At 59.7% G+C, this 17,062-nt stretch carries 14 protein-coding genes; 2 read left to right on the top strand and 12 right to left on the bottom strand.

Annotated elements, in window-relative coordinates; genetic code table 11:
- From ACFMO7_RS14885 to ACFMO7_RS14900, 4 genes are all read right to left on the bottom strand, one after another.
- Positions 1-2,856: malectin domain-containing carbohydrate-binding protein (locus ACFMO7_RS14885; RefSeq protein WP_376796278.1), on the bottom strand; the 2,856-nt coding region annotated here is incomplete at its 3' end.
- A gap of 141 nt (positions 2,857-2,997) precedes the next feature.
- Positions 2,998-4,008, bottom strand: coding sequence for a carbohydrate ABC transporter permease (locus ACFMO7_RS14890; protein ID WP_376796279.1), 1,011 nt, complete (start codon positions 4,006-4,008; stop codon positions 2,998-3,000).
- Positions 4,009-4,011: 3 nt separating this feature from the next.
- Complete coding sequence (locus tag ACFMO7_RS14895; protein WP_376796280.1) at positions 4,012-5,025, bottom strand: carbohydrate ABC transporter permease; 1,014 nt, start codon at positions 5,023-5,025, stop codon at positions 4,012-4,014.
- Between the two features lie 109 nt (positions 5,026-5,134).
- Complete coding sequence (locus ACFMO7_RS14900) at positions 5,135-6,505, bottom strand: ABC transporter substrate-binding protein (protein WP_376796281.1); 1,371 nt, start codon at positions 6,503-6,505, stop codon at positions 5,135-5,137.
- A 620-nt stretch (positions 6,506-7,125) separates the two neighbouring features.
- Between ACFMO7_RS14900 and ACFMO7_RS14905 the strand changes: the two genes are divergently transcribed.
- Both ACFMO7_RS14905 and ACFMO7_RS14910 read left to right on the top strand, forming a co-directional pair.
- A complete protein-coding gene (locus ACFMO7_RS14905; protein ID WP_376796282.1) occupies positions 7,126-8,172 on the top strand; it encodes a LacI family DNA-binding transcriptional regulator in 1,047 nt (348 codons plus the stop codon).
- Positions 8,173-8,701: 529 nt separating this feature from the next.
- Entirely contained in the window at positions 8,702-9,562 is an 861-nt protein-coding gene (locus ACFMO7_RS14910; protein ID WP_376796283.1) for an aldo/keto reductase, read from the top strand.
- A 494-nt stretch (positions 9,563-10,056) separates the two neighbouring features.
- On the opposite strand, the gene ACFMO7_RS14915 is transcribed toward ACFMO7_RS14910, so the two are convergent.
- The 8 genes from ACFMO7_RS14915 to ACFMO7_RS14950 all read right to left on the bottom strand — a co-directional run bounded on the left by ACFMO7_RS14915 (position 10,057) and on the right by ACFMO7_RS14950 (position 17,049).
- On the bottom strand, positions 10,057-10,431 hold the full coding sequence (locus ACFMO7_RS14915; protein WP_376796284.1) for a MauE/DoxX family redox-associated membrane protein: 375 nt from the start codon (positions 10,429-10,431) through the stop codon (positions 10,057-10,059).
- Between the two features lie 21 nt (positions 10,432-10,452).
- Positions 10,453-12,129, bottom strand: a complete 1,677-nt coding sequence (locus ACFMO7_RS14920) for a hypothetical protein (protein ID WP_376796285.1) — start codon at positions 12,127-12,129, stop codon at positions 10,453-10,455.
- A gap of 130 nt (positions 12,130-12,259) precedes the next feature.
- Positions 12,260-13,036, bottom strand: coding sequence for an ABC transporter ATP-binding protein (locus ACFMO7_RS14925; RefSeq protein WP_376796286.1), 777 nt, complete (start codon positions 13,034-13,036; stop codon positions 12,260-12,262).
- Positions 13,037-13,068: 32 nt separating this feature from the next.
- Complete coding sequence (locus ACFMO7_RS14930; RefSeq protein WP_376796287.1) at positions 13,069-13,380, bottom strand: hypothetical protein; 312 nt, start codon at positions 13,378-13,380, stop codon at positions 13,069-13,071.
- On the bottom strand, positions 13,367-13,993 hold the full coding sequence (locus ACFMO7_RS14935) for a hypothetical protein (RefSeq protein ID WP_376796288.1): 627 nt from the start codon (positions 13,991-13,993) through the stop codon (positions 13,367-13,369). The genes ACFMO7_RS14930 and ACFMO7_RS14935 overlap by 14 nt, the downstream gene beginning before the upstream one ends.
- Positions 13,994-14,243: 250 nt before the next feature.
- Positions 14,244-14,567, bottom strand: a complete 324-nt coding sequence (locus ACFMO7_RS14940; protein ID WP_376796289.1) for a helix-turn-helix domain-containing protein — start codon at positions 14,565-14,567, stop codon at positions 14,244-14,246.
- 663 nt (positions 14,568-15,230) lie between these two features.
- Entirely contained in the window at positions 15,231-16,655 is a 1,425-nt protein-coding gene (locus ACFMO7_RS14945; RefSeq protein ID WP_376796290.1) for a PTS ascorbate transporter subunit IIC, read from the bottom strand.
- A gap of 121 nt (positions 16,656-16,776) precedes the next feature.
- Positions 16,777-17,049 carry a PTS sugar transporter subunit IIB gene (locus ACFMO7_RS14950; protein ID WP_376796291.1) on the bottom strand — a complete coding sequence of 91 codons (273 nt, stop codon included), beginning with the start codon at positions 17,047-17,049 and terminating at the stop codon, positions 16,777-16,779.
- Positions 17,050-17,062: the final 13 nt, after the last annotated feature.

A 17,062-nucleotide genomic window follows, 5' to 3' on the forward strand; every position in this document is an offset into this window, starting at 1 on the left:
GGTCGCCGTGAACTGGCGTTGCAGAGCTGTCTTGTAGCCCGCCGTGGCGTAGACGTCGAAGTTGCTCAGCACTGACTGGCCATTGATAGCCACATTGAAGACGCGCTTCCCGGGGGCCTGGAAGGTCAGCTCAGCCCAGTCCAGTTTGACGACATAGAGGGCACCCGCCGTCAGACCGGGGATTGTATACGTAAACGAGCTATTCCAGCGGCAGGACTGCCAGACGGCCTGCGGGGCGGGATTGCTCAGGCCGCTGGTGTTGATGGCCGTCGAGCTGTCGCTATACTGGTTGCCCTGGTTGTAGTCCGTATCGGCTACAAAGCTGCCGACTGCCCCGCCGCCAGCGTTGATCGCCAGCACCAGTGTGCCTGTAGGGGTGGGAGTCGGGGTCGGCGTGCTGGTGGGAGTCACCGTCACCGTCGGAGTGGGCGTGGCAGTGCCGCCCGAGGGCTGCCAGATCTCAATGCCGCTGATGAAGGGATTATCGGCCCCTCCCTGCGTAAACGAGATGACGATCTGGCCGCTGCTGTTGGCGGTCGCCGTGAACTGGCGTTGGACGGCCGTCTTATAGCCTGCTGTGGCATAGACGTCGAAGCGGCTCAGGACCGTTGCCCCGTTGATCGCCACGTTGAAGAGGCGCTGGCCGGCAGCCGTCCAGGTCAGCTCGGCCCAATCGAGTGCCACCGTGTAGGTGTTGCCCGCGCGGAGATTGCCGATCGTGTACGTAAAGGCACTATTCCAGCGGCAGGACTGCCAGACGGCCTGCGGGATAGCCTCGGCCACCAGGCTTGTATTGATGACTGTCGAAGTATCGCTATACTGATTGCCCTGGTCGTAGTCCATATCGGCCACAAAGCTGCCTGCCGCGCTCCCACCGGCGTTGATCGCCAGGACCAGCGTGCCTGTGGGGGCTGGTGCAGGCGTTGGGGTCGGGGTGGGAGTTGGTGTTGGCAGGGGAGCTGTTGGTGAGGGTGAGGGCGTGGGGGTCCCCGTTGGGAAGCCACAGACTTGCGAGCTGGGACTCCAGCCCGAGTTTCCGCTTCCCAGCGTGATGTTCCATGACCCGCTGCTCTCGCAACTCTGCACGCTGGCCACCGTCAGCCCACTGGCCGTCACGTTGCTGGCCGAACCCGTGATCTGACTCACCTTGTTCGAGAAAGCGAACTCGGCCCCGTTAATGTTCACCCCGTTCAGATTCACCGTACTGATGGGGTTGCCGCCATCGAAGGAGATGGCCATATACTGGCTGGCATCGATCTCCACGTTCGAGACCGTGAAGGTCGCATTGATGGCCCCGCTATCGGCCCAGAACATCAGCGCTCCGAACTGCTGAATGCCTTGATCACCGATCCCTGCCGTCTGCCGGATCGTATCGTTGCTGACCGTAGTAGTGCCGGCGAAAGGAGCAGTGGCGTTGCCAAAGTCCTCATAGTCCAGCATGATGCCGCCGCCGCGATACTGGGAGCCGGTCACCAGGTCGTTCGTAACGCTGTTGCCGTTGCCGCCGTAGATGGCAATGCCGTTGGCCAGGTAGGGCGACTGGACCGTATCGTGGTCAAAGGTATTGTTGCTATCGCCGGTGGCCGGTACGTTGTCGGTGGCCGACCACATAGCCAGGCCATCGTCACCGGTGCCGCGGATGATGCTCTGTGTGACGCTGGAATCCGTCACATTGCGGTGGAAGTTGATGCCATCAGCCAGAACGCTATCGATGCGGCAGCCCGTTACCGTAAGACCACTGAACGGGCCATCGAACCACATACCAACCTTGGTATGTTCAATCCAGATGTTCGAGATCGTCGAATTGTTCAGTGAACCGCCAATCCCGTTATCCTGGAGGCAGTCGATGCGGTTTGTAATCTGACCTTCGATAGCGAAATTCGACAGCGTCACATTGGAGCTGGTGCGACCATCGTAGGCGTCGTAGCCATAGACGCCGACGCCCGTCCCGTTGCCCACGGGTGCGCCCGTCAGGACCGTGTACCAGGGACCGGCCCCCGTCATCGTTACCTTGTCGACGAGCAGATGGCTGGTCACAAGATAGGTCCCCCTGGGCAGCCAGACCGTTTTTCCCTGGGCCGAGGCATCATTGATGGCCTGCTGAATGGCGCTGGTCGCGTCGACCTTGCCGGCGGGATCGGCATTATAGGGAGGATCAGTCACCGAGAGCGAGCCAGCGGGCTGTGTCAGCGGGGCTGGCACCTGCTCGAAATCGGCCACGTCAATGGCGTACCAGGGCGCCGTATTCTCGGGGTCGACCTGCAGCTTCACTGTCGTGCCAGCGCTCATCTGGGGCAGCAACAGATGTACCTCATCAAACTGGTGGTGCGGCGTACCGCCAGGGGTATCGTTCCAGTCGTTAGCATTACAGTTCGAGAAGTTCGGCTGCCCATAGAGCCAGCTATACTTAGAGGTCAGAGTCAGCTCCTGGGACTGCTTCACGCCATTGATATAGATGCTCAGCGTCGCCGTGATGCCGCCGCCGCTGGCGGAGTCCGGAATGCTATAGCGCAGATTCAAAGCGTTGGCAGGCTGAGTCAGCGTGAACTGCACGTACTGGCCGCTGGTCAGCAGCACCGCCTGGCGATCCACAGCGTCGGAAGCCAGGCTACCGAGCGTGAAGTCTGGCCCCAGAATGCTCCCGTTGGTCTTCGCCTGATGAGCTTCCATCTCGACGTAAGGAAGTGTGGCCCCGGCCCCGCCGGTCACGGCCGCGCTGCTGGCCTGGGCTGTGCCCGTCAAGCGCCACATCATCAGGAGTGTCCCCAGGCTTCCCAGAACCAGCACAAGCGCCGTAAGCAGGAGTCCCAGCCTGCGACCTGGTCCGACAAAGACATGCTTCATTGCATTCTGCATCAGATACCTCCTTTCTTATCCTCTCCCCGCTCTCAAGAGAGACGGGGTGCTTCCCCCAGGCCCTCCCCTTGTGAGCGGGCGAGCAGAGAGCTAGCACCGGCCTCCCTTCTGCCTTCGCCGTCCCTGTCCCCTCTCTGCTGGCTAGCCCTTCAGACCGGTCAGATTGACACCGCGGATAATTTGCCTCTGGAAGATCAAGAAGAGCAGAACGGGCGGAAGGCTGGCGAAGACCAGGCCGGCCATCAAATAGCTGAAGGGCAAATTAGCGTTGAGGCTCGACTCGTGGTAGAGCGCCACCATCAGCGGCTGCAGATTGCTATTCGAGAGGACCAGCAGCGGCCACAAGAAATCTTTCCAGGAAGCGATCACGGTAAAGATCGAGATCACCGCCAGGGCCGGGCGCGAGAGCGGCAGCACGATGCGCGTAAAGACCTGCCAGTTGTTGGCCCCATCCAGGCGTGCGGCCTCGACCAGTTCGCTGGGGATCGTATCGAAGAAGCCTTTCAGAACCAGAATATTGAAGGCATTCGCCGCCTCCGGCAGCCAGACTCCGGCCCAGTTATTGATCAGGGAGACATGGATCAGCGGTAGATCGCTGATATTGACGAACTGGGGGATCAGGTAGACGACCGAGGGCACCATCAAAGTCGCAAAGAAAGCAAACTGAAGCACCCCCTTGCCCCGCAGAGGTAGCTTCGAAAGGGCGTAGGCAGCGGTCGCAGAGACCAGCAACTGAAGCAGCACCGCCCCCGCTGCCAGAATCAGCGAATTCCCCAGATAGAGCGGCAACTGCAGAATCTGCCAGGCATTGACGTAATTGCTCCACTGAGGATGAGCGGGCCAGAAGGTTGGTGGCCTCTGAAAGATCTCCACATTCGACTTCAAAGCTCCGCTGGCCATCCAATAGAGCGGGCCGAAGGTCGTCACCGTGGCCGCCAACAAGAGCAAGAAGACGCCCCAATAGAGCAGGCGCACCAGCGGGCGGCGCAGCATCAAAGGCGAAACCAGTGAGCGCGCGCTGCTCGCCGTCGCCTCGCCAGCGGAGCGGCGTCCGCGGGGCCAGAGCCGGCGGAACCGGGTCCCGAGCCTCCTGGAGGAGGAAGGCTGATCCTCCTCCTGCGCAGACCAGCGTTCGAACCAACCCATCGTCATAGATCACTCTCCTTGCAGCAGGCGGCTGCTCAAGCGCATATAGACCAGAGCAAAAGCGGCCAGGACCAGGAAGAGCATGACACTCAGAGCGCTGGCCTCGCCGAAGTCCGCGTTCTGGAAAGCATAGGTATAGATCAGCAGGAGAATACTCAGAGTCGCGTGTTGGGGGCCGCCGCCGGTGATCGTAAACGGCTCGATAAAGACCTGCATAGTGGCGATGATCTGCAGGACCAGCATCAGCAGCAGCATCGGGCGCAGGCAGGGGAGCGTCACATGCCAGAGGCGGCGCCAGAAGCCGGCCCCGTCGATCTCCGCGGCCTCGTAGAGGGAAGCGGGCACTCCCTGAAGAGCGGCCAGATAGACCAGCATCGTCGAGCCGGCGGCGCTCCAGGTTGCCACCACCACCAGGCAGGGCAAGGCCGTCTGCGGATCTTCCAGCCAGAGCCGGCCCGGTAGATGAAGCAGGCCCAACAGCGCGTTCAGCAGGCCCGAATCCGGATCGTACATCCAGCGCCACAGAAAAACTGTCACAATCGGGGGGAGCATGACCGGCAAATAGAAGGCCAGACGAAAATAGCTCTTCCCGTGGCGCATCTCATTGATGGCCAGAGCCAGTCCCAGTGGCACCAGATAGCCGAAGAGCAGAGCATAGCCGGTAAAGGCCAACGTGTTGCGCCAGGCGATAGCAAAGAGAGGATCGGAAAGCACGCGGCGATAATTGGTCCAGCCCACCCAGGTGGCGGGATTGATCAGATCGACGCTCTGAAAACTCATCAGGAAGCCCAGCACCACCGGATACCAGACAAAGAGCGCAAAGATCAGCAGCGCCGGCAGCACGAAGAGATAGCCCTGAACCTGGCGAGGCCACCACCAGCGCCTGCCTGGCCGTAACAGCCTGTTTCTCCCCCTCCTCGAGGGTCCCCGCTCCAAAGGGCCAGACTGCCCGTCCTGGACCTGCGTTTGAGCCGGGGCACCAGCCGGAGAGAGCGACGATGACGAAGACGAAAACAGCAACATACGGCACCTCTTCAGCGGGCCGCGTGTGCGAGGGACTGAGAGACGCAGGCGCTGGCTTCCCTGCGCAGGCACGCGGCCACGCGGACTGGCAGACAGCTCGCTGGCAGGATTAGGAGGAAGCCGACTGATCGAGAATCTGCTGAAACTGCTGTGCGGCCTGGTTAAGCAGCGTCTCGGGGTCGGCCTTTGGATCTGTCAGAACAGCCTGCATCACCGGATCGAGAGCGGCGTACATCTTCTGGGTCTGGTTGCGCGGCTCTGGGCGCAGCTGAAGCTGAGCGTTCATGAAAGCGGTGTAGTTCTCCAAAGGGACCGTTGCGTACTTGCGATAGAGGGCCGAAAGCTGCTCCTGAAAGGATCCCTGGAAAAGGACAGCCGTCGGCGCGCCCACCGCCTGGCCGGCAGCGGCCTGTTGGGCCAGACTGCGCTCAACAACGTCCAGATTGAAGTTGGAAAAAATCACATAATCGAAGGCCGCCTTGATCACCTCGGGAGCCGACTTCGGGTTGAAGACCCAGAGATTACCGCCGGTCAGGGCGGCGTTGCCCCCGTGCTGAGGCATTGGCCCGATCCCAAAGTCCTTCAGATTGGCCTGATACTGGGCCTGCAAGGCGTTGAGCTGGTCCGGAGCCATAACCACCATCGCCACCTTGCCGGTCGCCAGCAGCTGCAGGGTGTCGGCCTGAGTCAAGAGCTGCTGCTGGGTCATCGAGCGATCGCTGAAGCGCATGGCCTTCAAGAAATTGAGCACGCTCAGGCCCTGGGGACTGTTGAAGACGGCCTTTGTGCCATCGGAAGACTCCATATCGCCGCCAGCGGTGTACATCCAGTTGGTGAAATGCCAGCCGCCCTGGTTAGCCGTGCTGGTTTCAGCAAAGCCGGCAACCTTAGAGCTGGTCAGCTGCCTGGCGTAGCCGCGGAATTCCTCCCAAGTTGTGGGTGGCTTGTCGGGATCCAGACCCGCTCCCTGGAAGAGCTTGCGATTGTAGAAGATGCCCAGGACGTAGCCATTGACCGGAATCCCGTAGACGCGATCGCCACGGGTCACGATCGAAGCGATGCTGGGAATATAGTCCTTGAACGAGGGCCAGCTCCTGGCCAGGCTCGTGATGTCGGCTACCGCGTGACGGGCGATCAGAAGAGGGGGTTCGGTGAAATAGCTCTGGACGCCGTCTTCAAGCTGACCGGCGGCCAGTTTGGCGAAATAGGTCGTAGGATCGTAGGGATCGTTCTTGCCGACGATATGCTCCTGGGGATGGGCCTGCTCGAAGTCTTTGACCACCTGGTTGAAGACGTAAACGGCGCCCGGATTAGTCGCCGGAGGAAGCGTATTGACGGTGGCTGTCACCGTGGTGGTCGGGCTGCCGCCGCAGGCCGCCAACAGTTCCAGCCCTGCGAAGCCAGCACCCAGCGCGAGCGAGCGCTGCAGGAAGCGACGGCGGTTCAGGTGAGACCCTCTTGCCGCTAGTGGGGTGCTCATAGGTTAACCTCCTTGTCAAATAGACACGATGTCTCTACGTCATGCCATACGGACGTCCTATCGAGGACATCCCCACACTGGCATGAACCTGGTCCCGGCTGAGCCAGAGAGGAAAGAGGCTTGACTGCGCCTGGCTATGCTGGCCCCATCAGAGGTTATTCAGCGCAAGCGGGCGAAAGCAAGGCGCGTGCTGATTGAACGGATGAGGACGGCTCAGGATGAACGTGCTGGTTGGGGAGAAGTGAAGAGCGCCATAGCTGAGTGACCTCCTTAAGCGTATCTGTCGCTGGCAAACGTTGGCAGGCACTGGCTCCCGTCAGGCGCTGACGAGCTGGGGTGAGCCGAGGCAACGTAAGGTTAACGTTTACTCTGCCTTCTGAGGTAGAAGGTAACATAGAAACAGGGGATTGTCAAGGGGAGGTGCGGGTACTCGTTTTCCTCGGCCTGGCAGGCTCGTGGGGCCGGATAGGCCTCCATCCTTCCCGGCGGCGGTTGGGATGATGCGTTGACACGAGCTGGCCGGGCATGGTACCATTGAAACAACCTGTTTAAGTTATCGTTTACCTTTTGGGACAGGGGAGGGGTCGACACTGGAATCAAAACGACCAAAGCGCTTAACAATGGTGGAGATCGCCAGGCGCGCGGGCGTATCGACCACCACGGTCTCTAAGGTCCTCAATCAGCGGCCTGGCGTCGGCGAGAAGACGCGGGCCCGCATCCTGCGTCTGATTGAGCAGAGTGATTACGTCCAGAATCACGCCGCGCGTCATTTGCGCAAGGGACGCAGCGGCCTGATCGATCTGGTGCTGATGCGTCTGGAGGGCGGCTACGATCTCGGCATCATGCAGGGTGTGCAGGAGGTCCTCGAAGCAAGCGGCTATCGCCTGGTGGTCTTTGCAACCAACGAGGACGAGACTACAGAGCGGCTCTGGCTCCGGCGTATCCTCGATCAGTCTAGCGATGGGGTGCTGCTCTTGCTTCCCTACGAGCGCGTCGGCATCGCCAATACGCTCTTAGAGCAGGGCATTCCTTTTGTGGCCATCGGGGATCGCAATGAGCCGACAACGGCTTTCCCGACGATCGGCTCGACGATCTGGCTCGGTGGCTATACGGCCACGGAGTACCTGCTTTCGCTTGGCCATCGGCGTATCGCTATCATCACTGGTCCGCTGCATCTGACGACTTCGCGGGCTCGCCTGGCGGGCTATCGTGAGGCGCTGGAACAGGCCGGGATCGCGGTTGATCCGGCCTTGATCTGTGAAGGGAGTTATCTGCTGGGCGACGGGATTCGGCAGACGGAGGCCCTGCTTGATCTGCCGGATCCGCCAACCGCCATTTTCGCCGGCAATGATGCCCAGGCGGCGGGCGTCTATCAGGCGCTCTATCGGCGCCATATTCGTATCCCTGAGGAAATGAGTGTCATTGGCTTCGATGATGTGACCTATTCAGCGCACATGGCGCCGCCGCTGACGACTATCCGCCAGCCTTTGGAGGAGATGGGTCGCATGGCGGCAGAGATGCTGCTGCGCCTGATCGCCGGTCAGCCCCTGGAGACCCATCATGTCGAGCTGGCAACCTCGCTGGTCATTCGTGAGTCGTGTGGGCCGCCGCGTCGGGGTCCACTCCGCAAGGGCCGGGAAGGTGGTGGCACTGGCTGCGGGGACTGACCGCCGACGATCCCCGCGCCGGGCCTCCCCTCTACCTGTCTCCTTCCTGCCGGCCACGGCCAGGCTGCCCTGTTTGTTCCCTTTTCTCTCTCTGGCAGCTTGTTCGGTTGACAGCTCACACTCCTGCCTCTGGACGGTTGCTGACATCCACCTCCTGATACCTGTTGTTCAGCCGGGTCGCCGATAGACTTTTCTTCCGCTTCTGGGACCGAGGCCGGGGGAAGGTGAGTCTCTTTTGGGCGCTGGTAAGTGCCTGGAAACAGGTCAGGCTGGCCGCCTGAGAGAAGGAAGCTGGCAATAAATAAGCTTGCTGGTTGGATTGAAGAGAATCCGCCAATTTTGGGAGAGGATTCTCCTATCGCTCTCAGCGTGCGGCCGCTTATACTCTTCTTTCTGGAGAGCGAGCGACAGAGGTCGGGGCCGACTCGCGGGAAAGGAAAAGGCTGGGCTGAGTGGCCCTGGCCTGACCTGGATCGTGGGTCGGCGAGCTACGCAGATCGACATCACCTTCGAGAGGAGCAAACCCAAGATGCAGGGACACCAACCGCATAGCGATATTCCCTCGGTTAGCCTCAACAATGGGGTGAGCATGCCCCAGCTTGGTTTAGGGGTCTTCCTGACTCCTAAGGAGCAGACCATTCAGAGCGTTCTGGCCGCCTTTGAGAGCGGCTACCGCCTGATCGATACTGCTGCCGCTTACCACAACGAAGAGGAGGTGGGCGAAGCGATTCGGCAGAGCGGCCTGCCACGCGAGGAGCTGTTTATCACCAGCAAGCTCTGGAATTCCGATCATGGCTACGATCAGGCTCTCAAGGGGTTAGAGGCAAGCCTCAAGAGGCTGGGACTCGATTACCTCGATCTCTACCTGATTCACTGGCCACTGCCGATGAAAGGTCTGGCCGGGCAGACCTGGAAGGCTCTGGAGCGAGCCTACAGGGATGGCAAGGTGCGCGCCATTGGGGTCAGCAACTTCAAGCCGGCCCATCTTGAGCGCCTGCTGCAGGAAAGCGAAATAGTTCCGGCGGTGCTCCAGATTGAGCTTCACCCAACGTTCACTCAGGAAGAGACGCGGCGTTATGCCCAGGCCCATGGGATTCAGGTTGAGTCCTGGTATCCACTGGGAGGCCAACGCAGCAAGGACAGCCTGCTGAGTACTCCCTTGCTCAAGCAGTTAGCTGACAAATACGGCAAGACTCCGGCGCAGATTGTCCTGCGCTGGCATATTCAGCTTGGTCTGGTGGTGATCCCCAAGTCGGTGCATCCCGAGCGCATCAGAGAGAATCGCCAGATCTTTGATTTCGAACTCAGTCAGGAAGACATGCGGGCCATCTCAGCGCTTGATACTGGAGTGCGCCTGGGACCCGATCCTGACACCTTTGACGCCGAGTAGGGCGAGGTGCCATTAAGGCGGCTGGAGACCTTCGGGGTCGCGGAGCGGATTTGCTGCGCTGGAACCCTCTGCGAGGAGGGAGAGTGCGAGAGAAGAATAGCGGCGTGAGAGATGGCGATCCGCAATCCGTGAATCTGAAGCCTCTCCGGCCTCCACTGCCGCCAGTTCTGTCGGCTCTCTCGCCTGCTAGTGGTTCCGCGAAAGCGCCTCAGTATGGGAGCAGGTTGCGCCACCCCTAAACCTCTCTTTTGCTTCTCACCGCCAGAAATTTCCCCCAACGTCTCTCTTCTTTCTGATTTCATCGGACCCCGACCTGTCTCTTTCCAGACCAGAGGGGAAGAGGAGCGTCTGCAGCGCCATGATGGTCGCAAGGAACGCCAGAGCGATCAGGGCGCTGAGCAATCCGAGCTGGTATGACGGCTCAATGAACAAGGCTGGAAACAGGGGACGGAGGGCTAACGCTGGCGCCAGCCCTATTCCCAGCGCTGCCAGCCCTAGGCCAAGATTGCGCAGCAAGGAGCGAGGAAAAGAGCTGACCTCTCCTGGATTGGCCTCTCCGAAACAATGGCAGGCCAGACTAAGATGCCTGCGCAGGCTATTGCTAAAGCAAAAGAAAATATTAAGATCATAGCGAGCAGGACGAAAGCCATCCAGCGTGTGGCTATTCCCAGCAGCAGAGCCAGCGCGCAACCTGCCTCTGCGCCAGGCAGGAAGAGCGCCAATTGGCGAGCAAGATAGCCTGGGACGAGCTGGAAGGCCACAATCGTAGAGTAAAAGCCCGCTCGTACCCGGAGCTTCTGCAAGCCGGCGTAGAGAAAGAGTGCTGCCAGCCAGAAGCGTACAGCGATAAAAAAGAGGATGACCACCATCGGACGTTCCTTTCTCTGGGTCTAGCGAAAAGGGCCTGAGCCTCGAGGCAGCGGGCTGAGGACCTTGGACAATACCCGGGCGCTCTGTAGAGTCAATGCGATCAGGAAAATGAGGGTAGCAGCGGGCAGTCCCCAAAAAAACCACATTCGGAGCTGGGGGGAGAGCGAAAGATGCGTCATAGCTTGCAGCAGTCTCAGTATCAGATAGCGCTTAGCCGGATCGAGATCCAGCAGAGTGGCAGCGCTGAGGGGCAACAAGGAGCTTAGCGCCAGACCCAAGCCACCCAACAGGAAAATGCCGGCGCTAACCCGCAGGCTTCCTTGAACGCTCAGTGGTCTTGCCGTCGGGCAGCCGGCGCTTACCGAAAGCAGGCTAAAGCCGAGGCCGCAGCCCAGCAGACAGAGGTAGAAGAGGGCCGCCAGTCTCGACGTCAGAGGCATCAGTACCAGGGTCAGAATGAAGAGAAAGTTGTTGATGAGAAGAAGGGGGAGACCTGTAGCCAGCAGACACGACCAGAGCAAGGTTCCTGCAGTTGTCGGCGTCATTTGCAGCAGCGACCGGGCCTCTAAGAGGCGTCGGAGCGCGGGCAGGCCGAGCATACGCGCGATTAGGGCGTCGAGGCTCAGAGTCAGGGCTAGCACCAGAGGGAGCGCCAGCGGCCCACTCAGCGTTGCGTGCCAGCCAGCCGCCAATAGCAGCAGCGCAGAAATCACAATACTGGAGAGACGGCGCCAGTCGTAGAGAGCGTCCTGCCAGCAGAAGCCGATCAAGGCAGAGACGGCAGGAGGTCCCAGGTGCAGACGCTGAGCCGATTCCCACAGGCTTCCACCCCGCAGAGTGGCACGATCCACCGATCGATCCCGGGCCTGGCGACCAGGCGCCGCTAACACGCCCTCCCAGCCAGCAAGGTAGCCGCGCCTGCCTATCCACACACACATTCCCCCCAGCAAGAGCAGCCCTGCGAACATGGCAGCCAGCACCAGGAGCGAGGTCCCTGGCGAAAGTGGGGCCAGTGACGGGCCTGTTCCGCCTCCAGCGGGAGTCAGAATGAGCGCTGTCAGTACTGTACCGGGCCATAAAATGCTGCCTGAGAGCTGTTGTAAGCCCATATGCTCCCCGATTTCAGGAAAGCGACTGAGGAGCACCAGCCCGAGTGGCAGACAGCAAAAGCCGACGGCGACAACGATGATGAGTCGTCGCAGGTGGCGCTTGCCAAAGTAGCGGGCCAGCCACAAGGTCAGCAGCAGGGCGACCAGCGTTGAGCAAAAGGCCCCGTAGAGAAGCAACAAACCGAGCGCAAGGGCCAGAGGCAGGGAGAGCTGCAGTGCGGCCAGAGCTACGGCGCCCAGGGCCAAGAGGATTACCCCTATGCTTCCCAGGGTAGCCAGTAGGCGCAGGCTGACGCGCATCAACACCAAGACCATCGATACGGGGGCGGTCAGCCACCATTCCTGGTCGGGCAGATCCCAGAGCGCAGTCGGGGCCTGGAGAAGCTGCCAGCCGAGGCAGAGCAGCCACAGGCCGGTCAGACCACCCGGCAAGATCGCTGACTCCAGACGACGCGCTGTTGTTGAAGGGAGGGCATGTGAATGACCCAGCAACCAGCATGCAGCCAGGAGGGCCAGGGTCAGAGCACTCATCACGAGTCTGGGAATGATCTGTTCTCGCTGACGACGGAGGTGCAGTTTCCCGTACAAACCCAAGAGCCTCAAGCCCTGATGGAGAGTTCCAGGCTGGCTGGCTCTCTCTCCAGATGCGCGATGACCGGCCGACAACGGCATCCTATACTCCTTGCTCGCTGAGAGGCTAGGCCTGACTGACTGGACTTCACTGCTCGCGGCGGGCTGCCTCCTCGCCGGAAACTGTCAGGGCGAAGAAGACCGCTTCGAGCGAGGCATCTGCTCCCTTGCTTGCCAGACGACGTAGCTCGTCGAGATCTCCATCGGCGATCAGGCGACCGTGGGAGAGGATAATAGCGCGGGAGCAGAGACGCTCGGCAACATCAAGCAAGTGAGTGGATACGAGTACCGCGCCCCCTGTGGCGCAGTGTTGACTCAAAAGGCCCTTCACCTCGCGAACGTTGGCCGGATCAAGGCCATTGAGAGGTTCATCCAGTAGTAGGAGACGGGGCTGGTGGAGCAGCACGCTGCAGAGAGCGAGACGGCGCCGCATACCCTGCGAATAGCTCTGAATGCGCTGCTGAGCTACCTCACGCAGCTTCAGTTGGGCCAGTAGCTGCCCGGCGCGCTGCTGGCAGAGGACGCGGGGCAGGCGGTGCAATGCGCCTACCAGCTCGAGAAACTCGAAGCCTGAGAGCGTCTCGTAGAGAAAAGGCTCCTCGTCCAGGTAACCCACGAACTGCTTCCAGGAGGGGGAACCCCAGGTGATGCGTCCGCCCAGGCCCTGAATCTGGCCAGCATCCGGTGAGAGCAGACCAGCGATCACTCGCAGGGCGGTTGTTTTGCCGGCTCCGTTCTCCCCCAAGAGGGCTACCAGCTCCCCCGGATGGAGAGCAAAGCTAACCGCTTCCAGGGCCTGTGTCCTGCCATAGGAGCGGCTGATCTCCGCCACTGTGACCACAGGAGAAGTCTGCTCCTTCATCATTGAGTTTCTCCCTTCTTCCCTGGAAGGTCTCATCAGTGGACCCAGAGATTTTGGAGCAGAAAGAGGATCGCCACGATCACTATGGTCCAACCGAACAAGAGCAAGCCCCTGTTCCCTGAAGCTGGGCGATCCTGAACACCCACTTGAGGGTGGCGCTGCCTGGTGTAAGCCAGCCACAGGGCCGCCACTCCCAGGGCCAGCAGCAGGATGGGCAACACCCAGAAAAGAGCGCTGAGGGCCTGCTTGAACGAGCCTTGTGCGGACGAGTACTCTAGAACCAGGTTCACCAGGAGCAATACGAAGAGAATAATTGCTACCTGGAGTAAACGGCTACGCCATTGCATAAGATGCTTGACCTACCTCTTGCATCGATCGCGATGCCTCAAGCCCTGGCTGTTGAATGGTAACGGCATCCCCTTGATCTTCTATCCGCCCTGTCCAGGTGAGGCGACCGTCGCGTGCCTCATCTACCTCGCCTACTGTCTGCCTGCCATCATGGAAGAGGATGAGGCCAAGGGATTCCTGGTCGGCTCCTACGTAGGAGTGGAGCGTTGCAGCCGCCAGATGCCGATAGTGCAGGGTCAACGAGGTGCTGGCTGTCCAGGTCTGCCCGCTCTGAATAAAAACTTGCAGTCCCTCGACAGTGCGTTGGCCTGGGCTAAATCCTTGAGTTGCAGGCAGGTCGGCTGCACGATGGAACTCCGAAGTGGCTTCTAGACGGGCGAGTTCCCTGGCCAGAGCCTTGCCTGTTAGCTGGAGCAGGCGGACTTCCCCGCTACCGTGATAGCCGAGTGACGCAGCGCTCACCCCTGGGGACCCCTCTAGCAGCGGCGTTAGCGCTGCCACTCCGCTACCGAAGAGGAATTTACGGACGGCATCACGACGCCCAATGGGAGCTATGAAGCTGCTGACAGCAGGGTGCTCAAAGATCGAGCTGACGAACGATCTCCTTGCCATGGCGACCTCCGTTTCTGATGGCTTAGATGGCCAAAGCAGAACATATCTTTCCACTACCATGTATCCCCTTTTCCTGGAAAGGAGTGTACCATAGCACGGGACAGAATGGAGATCATAAAGCTACAGGATAAGCATGGGCATTTTGATCCCGAAGAAGCCAGGCATTTTTCACCTGAAAGGTGACCCCATCTGCCTGGTAATTCAAGGGCTATACTCTAAGCCTGGGAGGGTAAAGCCTTGAGTCTTGCGATTACGTATCGATGGAATCTACTAAAATATAGCCATAGCGACTAACTCGATGGATGGAAAGACCGCTTGGTTCAAGTTTACTGCGTAAATTCTCTATATGCCGTTTCAATGACCGGAGACTTGTTGCTGTACAGGCTTCGGCAAAGGCCGCCTCCACCAAATAATGGTCTGGTAGTGCTCTGCCTTGCAGCAGTGGTTCCAGAATACGGTATTCAGTGGGGGTACAACGCAGCAAGATCTCGTCGACGATGATGGTCCTATTCATCTGGCTGAGCTTCACAGAGTGCTTTCCTACCCTCAGAGAAACCAATTCCTCTGATGGCATGCCTGTCTCCCTCCCTTTAATGCTGATATAAATACTCTGATAGACATATATAGTAATTGTTAATTGAGTTGCAAGGTCTAACCGGTGGCTAGACTGGGGCTTTTGGGGAGTAAGCTGTTATAAACTCTACCTTAAATGAGATTGACTTTTTAAGGTATCTCCGATAATATAGAGAAATTGTATAGACAAAATATTTTCGTGAATCTAAGAATAGTTCGGTTCTCTTGTGAGGCTGGCACTGGGCCGCCAGGCCGGACCAACCTCCTTGCTTCCGGGTTGAGCATAAGAGTGGGGGTATAGAGGGGAAGGTATGCGTCTTGGCCTGGAGTGCCCGACCAAAGTCCAGAGGACAGGAAGCCACAAAAGCTCTCGGGGAGACCCGAGACGGAGCAAAGCCAGCTGTGCCAGGTGGTCTTGGATGGAGGTGTACCCGCAGCGTGCGCTCCGCTCCAAGGCGATCGCTGCGGCTTCCGACGAGCAGCACTGAGCGGTCGGGCGAACCCCATCCCGGCGCCTTCTACTGTGGGTACCGCGCGCGGGAAGCGCTGTTGCCGCTCCGGCCAGCAGCAGAAGAAGAAACGGGCGGGCCTGTAAGGGCCTTGTCCACTCCGAGTAGGGGACAGGCAGGCCCTTACAGACCTTATAGTCAGCGTGAAGGTCTTCTCAGGCGGTGGTTTCAGCGGTGGCCTGCGTCTCCACCGCCTCCTCCTGCGGCCCGCTGCGCGGCGTGATGCGCAGCGTCACAAATGAGGCCAGTGCCAGCAGGACCACGGCCAGCACCACCACCACGGCGTAGGAGCCGACAAAGCCCGTCTTGGCCCCCAGACCTGCGATAATGCCTGCCAGGCAGAAGTCGGTATCTCCGAACGTCGTATTCGCCAGGCCGAACGACCCCATGAAAGCCAGCAACAGGGCGGGCAGAAGCGTGATCAGCAATCCATTAATGAAGGCGCCGAGCGCTGCTCCCAGCCAGCCACCGGTAGAATTGCCATAGACGCCCGAGGTGCCGCCATCGAAGAAATGAGGAACCATGCCGGGAATAATCAAAGCCAGGCCCAGTGGTCCCATCAAGAACAATCCCACGATGCCGCCCAGCAGGCTCATAATGAAACCGATCAGAACCGCATTGGGAGCAAAGGGGAAGGTCGTTGGACAGTCTAGAGCCGGCAAAGCGTTGGGGACTACCTTTTCCGCGATGCCGCGGAAAGCCGGCACAATCTCCGCCAGGATCATGCGCACACCGACCAGGATAATGGCGACGCCAGCCCCGAAGGTCAGGGCCTGAGTCAGAGCGAACATAATATAGTTCCCGCCGCCGGCGGCCTGGGCCAGAGCCGCCGGTCCGGCGATGATGGCCAGCACCAGATAGATGATCACCATCGTCAGCGTCGTCATTACGAGCGAATCGCGCAAGAAGGCCAGACCTTCCGGTACCGTCAAATCCTCAGCGCTGGCCGGAGGCGCTCCCAGGCGACGGACCAGCTTGCCGACGAATCCCGAGGTAATGTAGCCAAACGTATTGAAATGGCCCAAGGCAAAGCCGGCATCGCGAGTCACCTTGCGCGTAAAAGGATGGACCAGGGCCGGCATCACGGCCCCAATCGTCCCCAACAGCAAGGCTCCCAGCACGACCTGATGAACCCCTGTGATGCCCGCACTGCCCAGAACCACGGCCAGCACTGTGGCCATATAGAACAGATGATGACCGGTCAAAAAGACAAACTTCACGGGAGTCAGGCGGGCCAGGATCAGGTTGACCAGAAAACCGCATGCCATGATGAGCGCGGTTGGCGCGCCAAAGGCTTTCTGAGCCAGACTGACGATCGCCTCGTTGGTCGGCACCACGCCCTGCAAATGAAAACCAGCCTGGACCATCGTCCCCAGCGGTGTCAGGGCACCGATCAAAATAGTCGCCCCGCCCGTCAGGATCAAAAAGCCAACAATGGTCTTGAGCGTCCCCGCAATCAGCTCACTGACGGGGCGCCGCAGGACCAACAAGCCCAACAGGGCGATTAATCCCACCAGCAGCGGTGGCTTGCTCAGAATCTCCGAGACAATGAACTGAACGATTGCAAGCACTATGTTCATCGTTCACCATCCTTCTTCTGGCTGGCTGACTGGCTGGCCTGGAGGTCTCTCTCCAGACCACAACGCTGCCTGCTTGAAAGTATCTGTCTTCAGCGCTTACTGAGAGGGCCTCAGTTGGAGATTACTTCCCTTGTACCAGGGGCAAGAGCTTCTCCTTCATCTCCTTTCGATCGACATAATTCTTGATCACGACAATGGGGATGCCGCGATCGGCCAGCAAGCGTGCGAATTCGGCGGAGGTGACAATAATATCGGCCCGTTCCGAGCGGGCAGTTCCGATGTCGCTGACAACGACTTGAGCCTTGAGGCCGGCAGCCTTAAGAACGTCCTCAATGGTCATGCGCAGGACGAGGCTGCTGCCAAAGCCCATACCGCAGACGGCTAAGATCTTCACAGTCCATTCCCCC

The organism is Thermogemmatispora sp., from assembly GCF_042408735.1.
In the GTDB taxonomy this organism is placed as follows: domain Bacteria; phylum Chloroflexota; class Ktedonobacteria; order Ktedonobacterales; family Ktedonobacteraceae; genus Thermogemmatispora.

Bases quoted from the DNA above. Each gene is read 5' to 3' on its own strand.
- ACFMO7_RS14890 (WP_376796279.1), bottom strand. From the start codon at position 4,008: ATGACGATGGGTTGGTTCGAACGCTGGTCTGCGCAGGAGGAGGATCAG.
- ACFMO7_RS14895 (WP_376796280.1), bottom strand. From the start codon at position 5,025: ATGTTGCTGTTTTCGTCTTCGTCATCGTCGCTCTCTCCGGCTGGTGCC.
- ACFMO7_RS14900 (WP_376796281.1), bottom strand. From the start codon at position 6,505: ATGAGCACCCCACTAGCGGCAAGAGGGTCTCACCTGAACCGCCGTCGC.
- ACFMO7_RS14905 (WP_376796282.1), top strand. From the start codon at position 7,126: ATGGTGGAGATCGCCAGGCGCGCGGGCGTATCGACCACCACGGTCTCT.
- ACFMO7_RS14910 (WP_376796283.1), top strand. From the start codon at position 8,702: ATGCAGGGACACCAACCGCATAGCGATATTCCCTCGGTTAGCCTCAAC.
- ACFMO7_RS14915 (WP_376796284.1), bottom strand. From the start codon at position 10,431: ATGGTGGTCATCCTCTTTTTTATCGCTGTACGCTTCTGGCTGGCAGCA.
- ACFMO7_RS14925 (WP_376796286.1), bottom strand. From the start codon at position 13,036: ATGATGAAGGAGCAGACTTCTCCTGTGGTCACAGTGGCGGAGATCAGC.
- ACFMO7_RS14930 (WP_376796287.1), bottom strand. From the start codon at position 13,380: ATGCAATGGCGTAGCCGTTTACTCCAGGTAGCAATTATTCTCTTCGTA.
- ACFMO7_RS14935 (WP_376796288.1), bottom strand. From the start codon at position 13,993: ATGGCAAGGAGATCGTTCGTCAGCTCGATCTTTGAGCACCCTGCTGTC.
- ACFMO7_RS14940 (WP_376796289.1), bottom strand. From the start codon at position 14,567: ATGCCATCAGAGGAATTGGTTTCTCTGAGGGTAGGAAAGCACTCTGTG.
- ACFMO7_RS14945 (WP_376796290.1), bottom strand. From the start codon at position 16,655: ATGAACATAGTGCTTGCAATCGTTCAGTTCATTGTCTCGGAGATTCTG.